This window comes from Cystobacter fuscus DSM 2262 (assembly GCF_000335475.2).
In the GTDB taxonomy this organism is placed as follows: domain Bacteria; phylum Myxococcota; class Myxococcia; order Myxococcales; family Myxococcaceae; genus Cystobacter; species Cystobacter fuscus.
Window position 1 is genome coordinate 1 of the sequence record NZ_ANAH02000071.1, and the last position, 17,390, is coordinate 17,390.

General features: G+C 68.6%; 5 protein-coding genes. All 5 read left to right on the forward strand.

Annotation, left to right across the window (positions count from 1 at the left end):
- Positions 1–10: 10 nt before the first annotated feature.
- The gene (locus D187_RS45580) at positions 11–12,280 is read left to right on the forward strand and encodes a tetratricopeptide repeat protein (protein WP_002624067.1); all 12,270 of its coding nucleotides are present in this window, start codon (positions 11–13) and stop codon (positions 12,278–12,280) included.
- Positions 12,281–12,432: 152 nt separating this feature from the next.
- Positions 12,433–14,415, forward strand: coding sequence for an adventurous gliding motility protein GltJ (gene gltJ / locus D187_RS45585; protein WP_043435123.1), 1,983 nt, complete (start codon positions 12,433–12,435; stop codon positions 14,413–14,415).
- 227 nt (positions 14,416–14,642) lie between these two features.
- The gene (locus D187_RS45590) at positions 14,643–15,497 is read left to right on the forward strand and encodes a hypothetical protein (protein ID WP_043435126.1); all 855 of its coding nucleotides are present in this window, start codon (positions 14,643–14,645) and stop codon (positions 15,495–15,497) included.
- Positions 15,498–15,691: 194 nt separating this feature from the next.
- Positions 15,692–16,180: a toxin-antitoxin system YwqK family antitoxin gene (locus D187_RS45595; protein WP_043435129.1), complete on the forward strand. Its 489-nt coding sequence runs from the start codon at positions 15,692–15,694 to the stop codon at positions 16,178–16,180.
- 93 nt (positions 16,181–16,273) lie between these two features.
- Positions 16,274–17,377, forward strand: coding sequence for a TIGR04552 family protein (locus D187_RS53400; protein WP_076606353.1), 1,104 nt, complete (start codon positions 16,274–16,276; stop codon positions 17,375–17,377).
- Positions 17,378–17,390 lie beyond the last annotated feature (13 nt).

Consider the following 17,390-nt stretch of genomic DNA (forward strand, 5'->3'; position numbering starts at 1 on the left):
CTTTTTCTTCATGGATTCGTCGAACCTCCGCCGACCCGCCGAGCGTGTCGTCACCGAGCGGCCCTTCGCCGAGGTTGAGGCCTCGCTTGAGAAGGCAGGCCGGGTCGAGGAGCTCATCCGTCTCTACGAGGGCCGTGCGCGCGAGACGACGGGTGCCGAGGCGGCGCGGGTGCTGGTGCGCGCGGGCCAACTCGCCCACGAGCGTTTGCGCAACCCCGCGCGTTCCGAGGAACTCTTGCGGCGCGCGCTGCTCATCGCCGAGGACACCCGGCCCGCGCTGCTCGGACTGAAGGCCGTCTACGAGGCGCGCCAGGACATGTCGGCGCTCGTCGACGTGCTGGAGCGTCTGGGCGCCCTCTCCGAGGGAGATGAGTCCGCGTCCTTCTTCCTCAAGGCGGCCAACCTCCACGAGCAGAAGCTCTTCCGGCGCGATCGCGCGGTGCTGTGCCTGCAGTGGGCCGCGCGCGCCAGGCCGGAGCGCAACACCTTCAAGCGCGCGCGCCAGTTGCTCATGGCCGACGAGCGCTTCCAGCCCGTCTTCGACTCGCTCGAGCGCGAGCGGGCCGCGCTGGGCGGCGAGGGCATGGTGGAGGAGTACGCGGCCCTCTGCGAGAAGCTGGTGGAGGATCCCACCGAGCACGTGCTCGCCCAGCAGGCGCTGGCCGTGGTGCGGGAGCTGGAGCCGAAGAACGTCCGGGCGGACAAGGCGGCGCAGACGCTGCAGCGCTTCGAGCAGACGTGGCGCGAGCGCGCGCGCACCCTGCGCGGCATGTCGCTGGAGGAGCGCGATCGCAAGAGCGCGGCGCGGCTGTCGCTGCTGGTGGCCAAGCTGCACGCCTGGTACGAGCCGACGGCGACGGACAAGGTGAAGGAGGCGCTGGACCGCTGCTTCCTGCTGTGGCCGGGCATGCCCGAGGCCGTCAACCTCATCGAGTTCCAGGCCGAGCGCAATGGCGACGTGTCGTCGGCGCAGTCGTGGATCGAGACGCTCGCGAACGAGGCGCGTGAGCGCACGGTGCAGGCGGACCTGTGGCTGCGGCTGGGCACCTTGCGGATGACCCGGCTCAATGATCCGGCCGGGGCGCTCGCCGCCTTCGAGAAGGCCACGTCGGTGGATCCCTCGCGCGCGGACATCGCCAACCTCGGCGCCGAGCTGCTGCTGGATCAGCAGCGTGAAGCGGACGCGCTCGCCATGTTGGAGCGGGTGCTCACGACGGTGAAGGACCGGTCCACCCGGGTGACCCTGCACCTGCGGCTGGCGGACCTGTACCTGCAGCAGAAGGACGGGGCCGCGACGCGCACCCACCTCGAGTCCGTGCTCAAGCTGGATCCGGTCAACGCCGCGGCGGCCTTCATGCTCGCGCGGCTGTTGGCGGAGCAGGAGGACCTGGCGGCGATCGAGCCCCTGTTGGACCTGGCGATGCTCGCCCCGCGCTCGCGCGCCGAGCGCGTGGCCTTCTGCGAGGGACTGGCGCTGCTGTACGAGGAGGCGGAGAACGCGCGGGGCGCCTTCGAGGTGCTCGCGCGCGCCCTGACGCTGGAGCCGAGCCGGCCGATGTTGCTGGAGGCGGTAGTGGAGCACGCGAGCAAGGCCCACGCGGAGCCCGCGCTCGCGACGGCGTTGCGGCGCGCGGCCCTGGCGGCGCTGCCGCCCGAGGCGTCGCTGCCCATCTGGCGCCACCTGGCGCGACTGCTCGAGGGGCCGCTGGCGGATCCCGCGGGGGCGGAAGCGGCCTGGAAGGAAGTGCTCGCGCGCGCTCCGGGTGACAGTGCCGCCCAGGAAGCGGTGAAGGCGTTGCGTGCCGCCGCGGCGCTCTCGGCGGATCCGAAGACGCGCCTGGAAGGGGAGATCCTCCGGCGCGAGGCGTCGGGGGCGACCCCCGCCGAGCTGGAGCCCCTGGTGCGCGAGTTGGTGCGGCTCGCGCCGGATGATCCGGCGAGCGTGCGGCGCCTGCAGGCGGTGTGCATCGCGCTGTCGAAGGTGGAGGAGGCCACGGAGCTGGCCGGACGCCTGGCGAAGGTGTCCGAGACGCAGGTGGAGCGCAGCGACTGGGCGGCGCGTCAGGCCCGTCTGTACGCCGAGCGCCTGAACCGTCCGCAGGAGGCGGCGACGCTCTTCCTGCAACTGCTCTCGGAGAACGTCTCCACGGGCGTGGTGCTGGGCGGGCTCGAGCGGCTCGCGACGGCGGGGGTGCGCACGGCGGAGATCGCCGAGGCGCTCGCCCGTCATTACGGCCGCCAGGGAGATCATCAGCGTCAGGTGACGGCGTTGTCGCAGCAGTTGGAGGCCACGCAGGACGTGACGGCGCGGCAGCGGCTGTTCGCGCAGATCGCCGGCCTCCAGGAGAAGCAGCTCGTGGACGGCCGGTCCGCCTTCGATCTGCGCATCAAGGCCCTGCGTGAGGTGCCCACGGACGAGGCCAACCGTGCCCAGCTGGCGCGGCTGGCCCATGAGCTGTCCGCTCACGCCGAGCTGGTGCGTGTGCTGCGCGCCCTGGCCGGTGAAGCGGAGGCGCCGGCCCTCGCCGTTCAGTTGCTCTCGGAGACGGCGACGCTGGCCGAGGCGTCCGGGGCGCTTGCCGAGGCCATTGGCGCGCTGGAGGCGGCGCTGCAGCGCGCGCCCGATTCGTCCGACGTGCTCGGCCGCCTCATCCAGATGTACGGCAAGGCGGGCCGCGCGGCGGAGGCGGACGCGCTCCTGCGCAAGCGCATCCAGACGGCTCCGCGCGCGGAGAAGGTGGAGCTGCTGATGCAGCTCGTGGAGCTCAACGCCGGGCTGGGCCGTCCGCTGCAGGCGGCCGAGGCGCTCCAGGCCGCCATCCACGCCGGAGCGGACGAGGTGCGTCACCTGCCGCAACTGGCCGAGCTGTACGAGAAGGCGGATCGCAAGCCCGAGTGGGGCCAGGTGCTCGCGCGGCAGATCGCGCTCGCGGAGGACGCGGGCGATCTGGATCGCGTGGCGCGGCTGACGCTCAAGCGCTCGCAGGTGCTCCAGGACTCCTCGGGAGACCGCACGGACGTGGTGCGCAGCTTCTCGGACATCCTCCGCCAGCGGCCGTCGGATACCGACGCCCGGGCCGCGCTCGAGGGGATGCTCACGGCGGGTCCCGCGCGCGAGGAGGCCGCGCGGGCGCTCATCCCGGCGTATGAGGCCACCAAGGATCACCGCAAGCTGGTCGCCGCGCTGGAGGTGCTCGCCGAGGTGGCCAAGGATGACGCCGCCCGGGTGTTGGCGTTGCGGCAGACCGCGCAGGTCCACCTGACCCAGCTGCGACAGCCGGAGCTGGCCTTCGCCTCGCTCGCCCGGGCGCTGCGCCTGGCGCCGGGTGACTCCGCGCTTCGGGTCGCGGCGCGTCAGGCCGCCGAGGACGCGGACTCGCTGGATGCCTACGCGGAGATCCTCATCGAGCTCACGGAGGAGGGAACCTCCGACGTGGTGCGCGCGGGTCTGCTGCGCGAGCTGGCCGAGGTGCAGGAGAAGAAGCTCGACGACCGCGCCGCGGCGCTCCAGTCGCTGCGGGCCCTGCTGATGCTCGAGCCGGGCAGTGTCGACTGCCTGAAGGCCTTGCAGCGCCTGCACCGCGCGGGCGAGGAGTGGGCCGCGCTCGCCGAGGTGTTGGAGAAGCTCGCCGCCGCGGCGGCCGATGTGGCCGAGCAGATCGCGTACCTGCGCGAGGCCGCCCTGCTGCACGAGACGAAGCTGTCCGACCTGGAGAGCGCCGCCGGCGCGTGGCGGGCCATCGCCGAGAAGGAGCCGCTCCAGCGCGAGGCCGCCGCCGCCCTGGACCGCCTGTACACCGAGCTGGAGTACCCGAAGGAGCTGGCGTGGGCGCTCGGGCTGCGGCGCACGCAGGAAGGGCAGAGTCCCCAGGGCCGCGAGGTCTCCTTCCGTCTCGCGGAGTTGCTGCGCACGTCGCTGGGCGACGCCAACGCCGCGCTCCAGCTCTACCAGGGCATCCTCGCGGAGGATCCGGGCCATCCCGGTGCCCGCGCGGCGCTCGAGGAGTGGGTGAAGGCGGCCGTGCCGATGAGCGCCGGGGCGCTGGAGGTGTTGGATCCGGTGCTGGCGCGGCTGGGCGACCATGCCCGTCGCGTGGCGCTGCGCGAGGCGCGCCTGGCGTCCGCCATGACCGCGGAGAAGGTGCAGCTCACCGCGGACATCCGCCGCATCTACGAGCAGGACATGCAGCAGCCGTCGCTCGCCTTCATGGCGGCGGTGAAGGCCTTCTCCCAGGGCATCGAGCGGGAGTCACTCCAGCCGGAGCTGGAGCGGCTCGCGCGCGACACGGGCTCCTACGAGATGCTGGCCGAGCTGTACGAGGAGGCCGCCTCGGAGCTGCCCGCGGGTGAAGCGGCGACGCTCTCGATGCTGCGCCGCTCCGCGGAGCTGCGCGAGCAGATGGGCCAGACGGAAGAGGCCGCCAGCGTCTGGAAGAAGGTGCTCGAGGACGCGCCGCAGGACCGTCAGGCGCTCGACGCGCTCTCGCGTCTGTACGAGCGGGGACAGAACGCCAAGAGCCTCTCCGAGGTCTATGCCGCCCAGTCCGCGCTGGCCACGGACCCCGAGGCACGGCGCGCGCTTCTGGTGAAGGCCGGTGAGGCCCACGCCGCGGCGGGTGACGATGCCAAGGCGATCGAGACGTGGCGCTCGGCGCTGGCCATCCGCAAGGCGGCCGACGGGTTGCTCGCGCTGGACAAGCTGTTCGCCAAGACGCGCCGTCCCCTGGAGCAGGCGGATGTGCTGGCGCAGCTCGCCGAGCTGGCCAAGGACAACGAGTCCCGCCATGGCTTCATCCTGCGCCGGGCCCAGTTGCTGGAGAAGGAAGGCAGTCACGCCGAGGCGCTGAGCGCCTACCGGGAGCTGCTGGGGCTCGCCCCGGGCGATCCGCAGACGGTCGCGGGCCTGGAGCGCCTGCTGCAGCTCGACGCGCAGCGGGTGGAGGCGGCGCGGTTGCTCGAGCCCGTCTACCGCGGCCTCAACGACACCCGGAAGCTGGTGGATGTGCTGGAGATCCTCCTGCCCGTCACCCAGCCCGCGCTGCGCCTGGAGCGCATCCAGGAGATCGCCACCCTGCGCGAGGCGCTCGGCCAGACGTCGCTCGCCTTCGTCGCGCGCCTGCGTGCCTTCAACGATGCCCCGCAGGTCGAGGGCGTGTGCGATGACCTGGAGCGGCTCGCGGCCGACTCGGGCTCGTTCGAGGAGGTGGCGGCGGCCTACGAGGATCAGCTCGATCGCGGGGCCGCCGAGCCCCTGGCGGGCGACCTCTGGCGCAGGCTCGCGGCCATCTACGACGGGCGCCTCAAGCGCTACGACCTGGCCGTGCGCGCGCTGGAGGAGGTCAGCCGGCGCGATCCGAAGAACAAGCAGGTCCTGGAGTCCATCTCCCGCGTGCACCGGCGCACGGGCGCCAACCGGGAGCTGGCGATGGTGATGCGCCGGCAGGTGGCGGCCGAGCCGTCCGTGCCCGCGCAGGTGAACCTGCTCTTCGAGCTGGCGCACCTCGCCGAGGAGACGCTGGGCGACAAGGCCCTGGCCGCGCAGACGTACCGCGAGGTGCTGGATCGCCGTCCGGAGGACGCCAACGCGTTCAAGCTGCTGGGCCGCGTGCTCACGCAGATGGAGCGCTGGCCGGAACTGGCGCAGCACATCGAGCGGGAGATCCAGCTGGCCGACGCGCGCAACGCCCAGGAAGAGGGCAGCGAGCTGCGCGTGCGTCTGGGCCGCTTGAAGTTCAGCCGCCTGGATGATCCCCGCGCGGCGTTGGAGCTCTACCAGGAGGTGCTGCGCCGCCGGGCGGCACACGCCGGCGCGGTGGGCGCGCTGGAGGAGATGGCGCGCTCGGACAGCCCGCTGCGCGGCCAGGCGGCCCTGGCGCTGGAGCCGGTGTTCACGGCGGTGGGCGATCACCTCAAGCAGGTGCAGATGCTGGAGTCGCGCGTCTCCGCCGAGCCCGTGCCCCAGGAGCGCGCGTCGCTGCTGCGCCGCATCGCGGAGACGTACGGGGGCCCGCTGGAGAACGCGGAGATGGCCTTCCTGTCGGCCACGCGCGCGCTGCGCGAGCTGCCGGATGAGCCGCGCACGCTCGAGCTGTGCCTCTCGTTGGTGGACAAGGCCGGAGCACTCGAGGAGTTCGCGGCCATCCTCTCCGAGATCGCCCCGAGGGCGGGCGACACGGCGCGCTCCGAGCTGTACCGGGCCCTGGCGCGGCTGCAGGCCCGCCTGGGCGAGGACGACGAGTCGCTGGCCTCGTGGCGCAAGGTGTTGACGCTGCTGCCCACGGACACCGAAGCGCTCGACAGCATGGCGCGGATGGTGGCCGATCAGGGCACGCCGCAGGAGCTGTTGGAGGTGCTGCGGCGCCAGCTCGCGAGCGCCGAGGAGCCCGCGCGCCGCGCCCAGGTGCTCTTGCAGATCGCCGCGCTCCAGGACGAGAAGCTGCACGATGCCCTGGGGGCGCTGGCCACGCTGCGTCGCCTGTTGGACGTGAAGCCCGACGACACGGCGGCGCTCGCGCGCATGGATGGCCTGTGTCAGAAGCTCGAGCGCTGGCCGGAACTGGCGGACGTGCTCGCGCGGCGCATCGCGCTCGTGACGCCCGAGGAGGGACTGGAGCTCAAGTTCCGCCTCGCGGTGGCGCGGGAGACGAAGCTGCTCGACAAGGCGGGGGCGCTGGCTCTCTACGGCGAGGTGCTGTCGATCCAGCCCAACCACCTGGGGACGGTGGGCCGCCTGGAGGCGTTGGTGGGCCGCGAGCCCCAGAACCTGCTCGCGGTGGAGACGCTGCTCAACGCCTTCCGCGCGAGCGGGGACGTGACGCGGCTCGCCTCGCTCATCGAGACGCGGGTGGGCGTGTCGCCGGACGCGCACGAGCGCAAGACGCTCCTGGGCGAGCTGGCCACGCTGCGCGAGTCCCAGGGAGAGCCGGAGCTCACGTTCCTGGCGCTCTTCCGCTCCTTCAAGGAGGACCCGAACGACCGCGAGCTGCGGATCCGGCTGGAGAACGCCACGGACGCGGCCGGCTCCTATGACGAGCTGGTGGTGGCCTACGAGGAGGCGCTGCCGCGCGTGGCCGAGGTCCAGGACTCGGCGGAGATCTGCCTCAAGCTGGGCCAGCTCTTCGAGTCGCGCCTGGGCGAGCCCGAGCGCGCCATCATCTACTACGAGCGCGCGCGCAAGCTGGATTCCACGGCTCAGGTCCGGTCGCTGGCGGCGTTGGACAGGCTCTACATCACGCTGGAGGCCTGGCCGGAGCTGGCGGATGTGCTGGAGGCGCTGGCCTCCACGGCCGAGCAGACGGTGGAGAAGGTGGGCTACCTGTTCCGCCTGGGTCAGCTCGTCCAGGAGAAGCTGGACAACATGGATCGCGCCGCCTCCGCCTTCGAGCAGGTGCTGGCGTTGGATCCCACGCATCTCGCGTCGGCGCGGCTGCTCGAGGGCATCTATGACGCGGCCGGAGCGCAGGACAAGCTGTACGCCATCCTGAAGCTGCAGTCCGAGCGCGTCACGGGCCTGGAGCGCGAGCGCGTCCTCATGCGCATGGCGCAGGTGTCCTCCGAGGGCCTGGAGGACCTGGACCGGGCCATCAAGCTGTACCGCGAGCTGCTGGCGAAGAACCCGCGCAACGAGCAGGCCTTCACGGCGCTGGAGGGGCTCTACGAGCAGGCGGGCCGTCACGAGGAGCTGCGCGTGCTGCTGGCGGATCGGCTGGCGCAGACGCTGGATCCGCGCGAGGTGGTGCGGCTCAACGAGCGGTTGGGCAAGGTGGTGTACCGGCTGCTCAAGCAGCCGGAGCTGGCGGTGACCTACCTCAAGGCGGCGCTGGAGCGGGATCCCCGGCACCGGGGCGTGCTGGACACGCTGCGCGAGCTGTACGAGGAGACGGGACCGGCCGAGGAGCTGGTGGGCATCCTGCGGCGGCTCGTGCCGCTGCAGGAGTCGGCCGAGGGCGTGAAGGTGCTGCGCCTGCGGCTGGCCGAGGTGCTCTCGGGCATGGGGCGGCGCGAGGAGGCGCTGGACGCGGCGCGCCGGGCGCTGGAGGTGGAGCCCCACGCGGTGGCGGACCTGGAGCGCGTGCAGGCGCTCTTCGTGTCCCTGCGGGCCTACAACGACGCGGTGCGCGTGCTCGAGCTCAAGGTGCAGGTGCACCTGCAGGAGAACGAGCGCGACCAGGCGGTGGCCACGTGGTTCGCGGTGGCGGACCTGTGGTCCGGTGCGGGCAACAAGCCCGAGCTGGCGGCGGGCGCGCTGGAGAAGGTGCTGGAGCTGGATCCGGCCAACCGCACGGCCTACGAGCGCGTGTGCGAGCTGTACCGCGCGAACAAGGACTGGCGGGCGTACGCGCAGGTAGTGGACCGCTACCTGCCGCACCTCGTCACGGAAGAGGAGAAGCTGGCCACGCTCAAGGAGCTGGCCAAGGTGCAGGAGGAGCGGCTCGGGCAGAAGGACGTGGCCTTCCTGGCGCTCTGCCGCGCGCTGCAGCTCGACGCCTCGGACGACATGCTGCGCGAGGAGGTGGAGCGGCTCGCCGACGAGACGGGCTCGCACGAGGAGCTCGCCGCCGTCTACGAGGAGGTGGCGGACGCGCTGCCGCGCGGGCCGCTCGCCGAGCGCATGTACGCGACGCTGGCGCGCGTGCATGACCTGAAGCTGGATGACGCGCAGGCGGCGGAAGGGGCGCTGCGGAAGATCCTCGAGTTCGATCCGACGAACGCCACGGCGCTCGATGGGCTCGCGGGGATGTTCCAGCGGCGGGGCCGCGAGCGCGAGTACGTGGTGGCCCTGGAGCAGAAGATCGAGGCCGCGGGCTCCATCGAGGCGCGCAAGGCCATCCTTCGGGAGATCGCGCGCGTCCAGGACGAGCAGGGTGACCCGGACGAGGCCGCGAGCGCGCTGCTGCGGGCGCTGGAGCTGGAGCCGGACACGGAGACGCTGGGCGAGCTCGTCGCGCTCTACCGTCGCCAGAAGGCGTGGCGGGACGTGGCCGCCACGCTGCTGCGGGCGCGCGACCTGGCGGCCACCGTCGAGGAGCGGGCGCGCATCCAGGTGGAAGTGGCGGGTGTCTACGAGCGTGACATCGGGGACGACGAGCCCGCGGTGGCCGCCTACCGGCAGGCGCTCGAGTTCGAGCCGTACAACCTCCAGGCCCTGGAGTCGCTGGAGCGGCTGCACACGCGGCTCGACCAGCCGGGGGAACTGCTCGCCATCTACGAGCGCATGCTCGAGGTCATCACGGACTACCGGGAGCGGGTCCGGGTGCTCTTCCGGTGCGCGAGCATCTGGGAGGACACGTACCAGAACCCGGCCAACGCGGACGCCTTCGTCGAGGGCGTGCTGGCGATCGATCCGCAGAACATGCAGGCGATCAAGTCCCTCATCCGCCTGCGCAGGACGCAGTCGCGGTGGGAGGACCTGATCGTCGCCTACGAGCGGCAGTTGCAGCTGGCCACGTCGACGCAGGAGCAGGCGGAGATCTACGTGGAAGTGGGCAACGTCTACCACCAGCAGCTCAAGCAGGTGGACCGGGCGGTGAACACGTACCACCACGCGCTGAGCATGGATCCGATGTGCCGGCCCGCGCTGCATGCGCTCGGCAACCTGTACGAGCGCAGCGGCAACTGGCCCTACGCGCTGGACGTGCTGCAGCAGGAGGCGCAGCTGGCGGGTCGCACGCCCGAGGCGGTGGAGCTGTACTACCGCATGGGTCGGATGCACGAGGACATGCTGATGGACACGGGCAGCGCGCGGGCGAGCTACCAGAGCGCGCTCGCGATCGACCCGGGCCACCTGGCGAGCATCCGCGCCCTCAAGGGCATCCAGGAGCAGGAGAAGGACTGGGGCGGCTACGAGCAGACCCTGCTCCAGGAGGCGCAGCAGACCGAGGATCCCGAGGCCAAGGCGCGCTCACTGCTCGAGGTGGCTCGCTACAACGCCGAGACCAAGGGCGACCCCGACACGGCCACGCACTACTACGAGGAGACGCTGCGCTACGCGCCGGACAGCCTGGAGGCGGCGCGTCCGTTGTCGGACGTCTACAGCGCGCGCGAGGACTGGGTGCGCTGCGAGCGCATGCTCGACATCGTGGTGCGCAAGATGGCGGAGCGGGCCATCGCGGAGAAGGACTCGGGACTGGCCGCGGAGTTGTGCCGGCAGCTCTACCGGCTGGGCTACGTGGCGGACAAGCTGGGCAACCGCGACAAGGCGCTCGACTCCTACAAGAAGGCCTATGATCTCGACGCCACGTACCTGCCGGTGCTCGAGGGCTACGGCCACCTGCTGGTGCAGCACGCGCAGCGCTACGAGGACGCGTTGCGCATCTTCCAGACCATCCTCATCCACCACCGCGAGGAACTCACGGACATGGAGGTGGTGGAGGTCTACTGGCAGCTGGGAGACATCCACGCGAAGCTGAATCAGGTGGACCGCGCGCAGAACCACTTCGAGAAGGCGCTGGCGGTGGACTCCAGCCACGAGGCCTCGTTGCGCGCGCTGGTGGCGTTGATGGACGCGTCGCAGCGCTGGGAACGGGCGGCGGACCTGCGCCAGCAACTCGCGCAGGCGCTGGAAGGGGAGAGCAAGGCCCAGGTCTACCTGGAGCTGGGCCAGATCGCGCGCGAGAAGTTGAAGGACGCGTACCAGGCGATCGACGCGTACACCGGCGCGCTCAAGCTCATGCCGGAGTCGCTGGAGGTGCTGGACGCGCTGTACGTGCTGCTGCGCGAGACGCGTCAGGGCCAGAAGGCCGCGGACATGCTGGAGCGGATGTTGCGGCTGCCCGCGCTGAGCGCCGAGCCGAACAAGGCCAAGCGGGTGTGGTTCGCGCTCGGCGAGCTGCGCCGGGACGAGCTGCGCGACGTGGAAGGCGCGGCCGAGGCCTTCAACACGGCGCTGGACCTGGATCATCGCTTCGTCGAGGCCTTCAGTGCCCTCGAGGCGATGCTGGGAAGCGCGAGCCAGTGGAGGGCGCTGGAGGAGAACTACGTGAAGATGATCGGGCGCATGCCGAAGACGCCCGACACGCACGGGGCGCGCATGGGCCTGTGGCGGGCGCTGGGAGACCTCTATCGCCAGGTGTTGAAGAGCCCGGAGAACGCGGTGGCTGCCTACGGGCTCGTCGCCAAGGGCCTGCCGGACGACGCGTCCGTGCAGGAGATCTACGCCGAGCTGGCCGCGGCCTCCCCGGGCAAGGAGGACGAGGCCATCGCGGCGCTGCGCCGGGCGCTGCCGAACACGCGGGATGCGCGCAAGGTGTGCTCGCAGCTGGTGCGCCTGTGCGCGTTGCGCCGTGACTATGACGGCGCGTGGCGGGCGGCGCAGGCGGTGGCGGGGCTGCTGGGCGAGGCGGGAGACGACGAGAAGGAGATCCTCTCCAAGCTCGGGCCCTACGCCAAGCTCAAGGAGGTGGCCCAGCGGCCGCTGCCGGACCGCATGTGGTCCTCGCACCTGCTGCACCCACGGCTCAAGGGTCCGTTCACCGAGCTCATGGGCCTGCTCTTCGAGCAGCTCGGCCACCTGTACGCGGTGCCGTTCCAGAACTACCAGATCGTGCCCAAGAAGCACCGCATCGACCTGGCCAGCTCGCAGGAGTACCACGTGCAGCACTACCGGTACGTGGCGCGCCTGTTCGGGATGGACGCGGTGGAGTTGTACTCGCCGCACCTGGTGGCCCGGCGCGAGAACCTGGCCAAGCGCTCCAACGAGCCGACGCCGGATCCGCGCCTCAACGTGGAAGTGCTCCAGACGCACCCGGCTTGTATTCGCGCGGGTGGGCGCTTCTTCGCGGAGCAGGGGCAGAAGGAGGCCTACTACATGCTCGGCCGGGCGTTCGCGCTGGTGCGTCCGGAGCTGGCGTTGAGCCAGCGGCTGGCGCCCGAGCGGCTCGAGGCCGTGGTGCAGGCCGCGCTCAGCCTGGTGGTGCCCAATCTGCGCTTCACGGTGGATCCGCGCGCGGTGGACGCGGAGCGCCGGGTCCTGGAGAAGAGCGTCAGCGAGCAGGGCCGCGCGGCGCTGGCCAAGGTGGCACGCGTCTACGTCCCGGTGGCGACGCCGGCGGATGTGCGCCAGTACCTCGAGGGAGTGGAGCTGACGGCGGTGCGCGCGGGCCTGTTGGCCGCGGGCGAGTGCGAGCCCGTCAAGCGCATGGTTCTGGAGGAGACCGGGTCGGCCTTCCGGGTTTCTCCGAAGGCGAAGCTCCAGGATCTCCTGCTGTTCGCCACGTCCGACGAACTTCGCGAGCTGCGTGTCGCGATAGGTACGGACGTGGAGGTGCAGGTAAAGAAGTAGCCGCACCATGAAGGGCGCGTGAACCCTGGAGAGGGGTTCACGCGTTGAAGAAGCAACCGGGCGGGCTAGAGCGGCGTCCTTGACCCCCCCGGAAGCCACCTCTACGATTCCAACGGGTTTTCTCCCGTTATTCCTGAGACTTGCGGGGAACGATGCGTTTCGTTTGCGATAGCTGCCGCGCGCAATACATGATCAGCGACGACAAGGTTGGCGCCAAGGGCGTCAAGGTTCGTTGCAAGAAGTGCGGCCATAACATTGTCGTCCGCCCAGCCGGCTCCGCGCCGGTGAAGGAGGATGGGACGAGTAGTGAGGCCGCGGGCGGTGCGGCCGCGTCCCAGGGTCAGTCGAGTACGGACGGTTTTGGCGTTCCCGCGTCGCTGGGCACGCCTCCCGAGGGAGGAATCTTCGGGGGGGTCGAGGACGACGAGATCGGCGCCGTGTTCGATCAGGTGCTCAACTCCGGCTCGCACAAGGTGCCAGCGGGAGAGGGACCGGCCCTGGTGGAGGACGCGGCGGTTTCGGACGCGAGCGACGCGATGCGCAAGCTGGCGGAGGCCGAGGCGGGGAGCGCCAAGGCCGCGGCCTCGCACGAGTGGTTCGTCGCCATCGACGAGAAGCAGGTGGGCCCGCTGTCGATGGAGAAGGTGAAGGATCACTGGGAGCGGGGCGAGGTCGGTCCGGACAGCCTGTGCTGGCGCGCGGGCTTCAGCGACTGGATTCCGCTCTCCGAGGCCTCGGAGCTGGCGTCGGTGCTGGCGCCGCGTCCGACCCGGCCGGTGATCGTGGAGCCCACGCCGGTGGCGTCGTCGTCGCCGGTGTCGTCGGGTCCGGTGGAGTCCGCGTTCAGCGCGGGAGGCGCCTCCAAGGCGGGTCGGGCCGAAACGCCCGCGCCCGTGGCTCCGTCCGCGCAGGAGTCGGGTTGGAAGCCGTCGGCGGCGAGCGTGCTCGCCTCGCTGGTGAAGGAGGAGAACGAGGCGCTGTCGAAGCCCGCGGCCAAGAGCTCCGTGGCGGAGGAGAAGGCGAAGCCCGCGGCGTCCGGGTTGCTGGATGTGCCGCCGCCCGCGGCCGCGCCGGCGCCGAGCCCGTTGCTGCCCGAGGCCCCCGCGCCCGTGGCTCCGGCCTACGCCCAACCGGCGCCGCACTATGCGCAGCCGATGCCGCAGCAGTACGCGCCTCCTCCGGCCTATGCGCCGCCCCCCGCCTATCCCGGCTATCCGCCCCCGGCGGCGCCCAAGCAGGGCGGCAAGATGGGGATGGTGATTGGCGGAGTCGTCGGAGCGCTGTTGTTGGCGGGTGGCGTTGGCTTCTTCATGGCGTCCCGGCCGTCCGCGCCGCCAGCGGCTCCGGCGCCACAGCCCGTGGCCCAGGCCCCGGTGACGCCGCCTCCGGCGAAGGCCGCGGAAGTGCCCATGCCTCCGCCCCCGGCGGCCGCGGTGGCGCAGAATCCCGCGGCAACGCCTCCGGCGGCGCCCACGGCTCCAGCGACAACGACCGCGCCCGCGGTGGCTGCGGCGGTGCCCCCCGCGACCGCGCCGACGGCGACTCCGCCTCCGGCGACGACGCCTCCTCCCGCCGCCGTGCCTGCGCAGACGCAGACGCCGCAGCAGGTCGCCCGGGTGGATCCGCCTGCGCGTGGAGGAACCAAGAAGCCTTCGACGGGCCGTACGCAGCGCGAGGATGAGGACGAAGCGCCCGTGGCGCGTAGCAGCCCGCCGCCGAAGAGCAGTGGCGGGGGCGGCGATGACGAGTTCGATGAGTTGTTCGGAACGAAGCCGGCCAGCGGAAAGGGCTCGGCGCCTGCGGGCCGTACGGTCTACGTGCCTCCGGAGCCTGGTGGAGGTGGGTCCGTGCCCGATAAGCTCGGACAATCGGACATCATGCAGGTGGTCGTGAACAACAAGCCCGCCATCGTGAAGTGCGTGAACGAGCAGAAGAAGAAGGACCCGGGTCTGAGCGGCAAGCTGGTGATGCGATGGACCATCCAGACGTCGGGCAAGACGAAGAACGTGTCCTGCCAGACGGGGGAGTTCCGCTCGACCTACATGGCGACCTGCATCTCCGGGCTGATCAAGGGGTGGAACTTCCCGAAGCACAAAGTGCAGGGAGATCCCATCGACTTTCCGTTTACGTTCTGACCCTTGGGTAGGAGAGGACAGTCACCCAGCGGACAAGACTACAGGGTGACTGTTCATCTCATGGGGCATGAATCTTCCTCTGGGGGGATGCGTCGAGAGGGTCTGTCGACACTCGTTGACAGGCCTGGAGCGACGGGACTAAAGCCGCGCGCTGCAGGATGAAGGGGGGCCTCGAGTGGCCGGCTGCCCGCCTTCATGTGACGTATCCCTTCAGGAGGAAGCCGATAATGCAGCTTCGGAAGATGACGTTGATGATTGCCGCGCTGGGCTTGGCGTTGACGGCCTGCCCGGGTGGTGGTCGCGAGGATCTGTCGTGCACTGCGGACACTGACTGCAGCGAGGATGGCACCGAGATCTGCCACCCGCAGGCCAAGGTCTGTGTGCAGACCTGTACGCAAGGGACTGATTGTCCGGACTCCGCGAAGACGTGCGAGGCGATCAGCTCTACGAATTCGCAGAAGATCTGCAAGTGCTCCACGGATGCGCTGTGCCAGACGGACGAGCGCGTGTCCGACGCCTCGACCCTGTCGTGCGACACGACCTACCGCGTGTGCAAGTCGACTGGGACGACCACCCCGCCGGGAGCTGCCTGCACGGGTTCGGGCCAGAGCACCTGCGCTTATGGCCAGTTCTGCAGCGGCGGTACCTGCACGGCTGCGCCTGAGGCTGCGGCGACCTGTGAGAACTTCTCGCAGAACCGTCCGAATTGGAGCGCTGCTTCGAGCAACGGCCCTGTGATCTACTCCGTGACGGGAACTGACTACCAGGTTGGGTCGGCGTACTGCCAGTCTGATGCGCCTAACGCATTCATCGTTCGGGTTCGTGCGTACCGGACTGATGCTGACTGGCCTTCTACCCGCGCTGGTTTGTCTGGTTTCTTCTACGTGACCACGGGGTCAGACAAGCTTGATGTGGTTAACCGTGGTCTCCTTGTGCCTAACACTGGCTACAATCGGACTGCCAGCAACCCCAAGGATGCCGAGTTCAATGTTTACCTCTGCCGCCCCTCTAACGCTCAGACGATCCAGGTTGGTTTCTACTTCACGGGTGGAAACCCGGTGTGCGAGAACATCAACAGCTAGACCTTTGTTGACTGGTGGGATGAGTTTCTCTCGCTGTTGGTAGCTGGGCCCCACTCCTACTCGTAGGAGTGGGGCTTTTTGCTACATAAATTGTTTTTTCGGTCGAAACAAACACCAATAAATATCAACAAGACTTGTGCGTCAGTTTGGTTGGCGGCAGTGATGCCATGTTGGTTGAGAAAAAGGAGAACACCATGCAACTCACGAAGTGGATCAGGGCTTTCGGAATGTTCGCGGCAGTGACTTGCGGCTCTTCGGTTTTGGCCAAGGAGTCCATCAAGCTGGATTGCCCTGCTGGGACCGTGCAGTCCAGCAGCGCGAACGGCAAGACTGCGGATATCGTGGCCTGCGTGAAGACGAATGGTAAGGCCTTCAGTCCGCATGGGCCTACGGTCTACTTGTTTCCCAACGGAACCAAGCAGGCAGAAGGTATGTCCGAGGATGGCTTCCGTACAGGCCTTTGGACTTTCTACAACGAACAGGGCCGGAAGACTGGGTCTGCCTCCTTCAAGCACAGCAATTTTCACGGCGAAGTCGTTGAATTGCACGAGAACGGCAAGGTCAAAAAGGTCGACCAGTACGTCGAGGGGCTGCGGGAAGGTACGGCCAAGGAGTTTTCCGCAGATGGAACCCTGGTCAAGCAGACCGAGTACCGCAATAATCGCCAGGTTGCTGTCAAGTAGTCTTTGTGCCTCGTGGCGGTGAAGCGGGACTTTAGTACCCCTTGCTTCTGGCTGAGCCTCTTCCTTCCGTGAGCAGGCTCAGCTAGAAGCTCAATGGTGAAGTCCGCACCTACTCTACAGTCGTTGCCTGACCTGCCCATTTGTTCCGTGGCGGACATGGGTCTTCGAGAACTCGAGCGCATCCGGCTCATTCTCCGCGGTGGCTCTGTCATCGACTGGCGGCGAATGCACTTCCAGGCCCATGAAGAGGTCGACCGATTCCTTCGCCTCTGCCAGCTCGACACGACTCGGGCTGAGGATGAGGCGTGGGCGCGAGTTGTGCTTTCGGATGCTGTGGAGTACCTCCGAAAAACCTTCAACTACCGGGTCGCAGATGCTGTGGCGAATCCGGAGAAAATTCACGACCTCTTTCTCTTTGCCTCTGGCGTCAAGGGGTTGCCAAGGCATCGACGTATCGCTTGTATCGTCCTCAAGGTGATGCACGTCATTCAACACATTGAGGGACGAGATCTGCTTCATCGATTGGCATGCTCCGAAGTGGAGCTGTCACGGCTGGTAATGGACAAGGTGCTGGGCGTAGCTCAGTTGCTTCAAACCAAGGGTCTACCAGTTGTTGAGTTTGCTCATTCCATCAAGACGCGAGAATCTCTTGTTACCAAATTGCTGGCCAAGAGAGAGACGGTTGCTGCTCAAATCTACGACCGCACTCGCTTCCGAATCATCACTCGGACGCAATCAGATATCGTTCCTGTTCTTTATTTCTTAACCCAACACCTGTTTCCGTTTAATTTCGTTGTTCCTGGGCAGACTGAAAATACGCTTGTCTCGTTCAAGGCTGTGCTTGCGGAGAACCCTCATCTCCAACAGTACGCTCAGCATCTTCATTTGGACCTCGATTATGAAGAGCGAGAGGATAAGTCACGCAATGTTTTTTCTGGAAGCACATACCGAGCGTTGAATTTTATTGTGGATGTGCCTTTGCGGATGGATGCGTATTTGCCCGCTCCAGAGCAAGACTACCGTGAGCGAAAAAATAGAACAGTCTTCACTCTTGTGGAGTTCCAAATCATGGATGAAGAGACTGCTCAAAAAAACGAAGAAGGGCAGAATGCGCACAAGGTTTACAAACATCGGCAAAGGCGGCGTGTTTTGCGCCGCCTTTCACGTGGCCTTGTAATTCCAAAGCGTCAAGGATGACTCTTTTGGTCGT

Excerpts from the sequence above, each read along its gene's own strand:
- D187_RS45580 (WP_002624067.1), top strand. The coding sequence starts at position 11 with ATGGATTCGTCGAACCTCCGCCGACCCGCCGAGCGTGTCGTCACCGAG.
- gltJ (WP_043435123.1), top strand. The coding sequence starts at position 12,433 with ATGCGTTTCGTTTGCGATAGCTGCCGCGCGCAATACATGATCAGCGAC.
- D187_RS45590 (WP_043435126.1), top strand. The coding sequence starts at position 14,643 with ATGCAGCTTCGGAAGATGACGTTGATGATTGCCGCGCTGGGCTTGGCG.
- D187_RS45595 (WP_043435129.1), top strand. The coding sequence starts at position 15,692 with ATGCAACTCACGAAGTGGATCAGGGCTTTCGGAATGTTCGCGGCAGTG.
- D187_RS53400 (WP_076606353.1), top strand. The coding sequence starts at position 16,274 with ATGGTGAAGTCCGCACCTACTCTACAGTCGTTGCCTGACCTGCCCATT.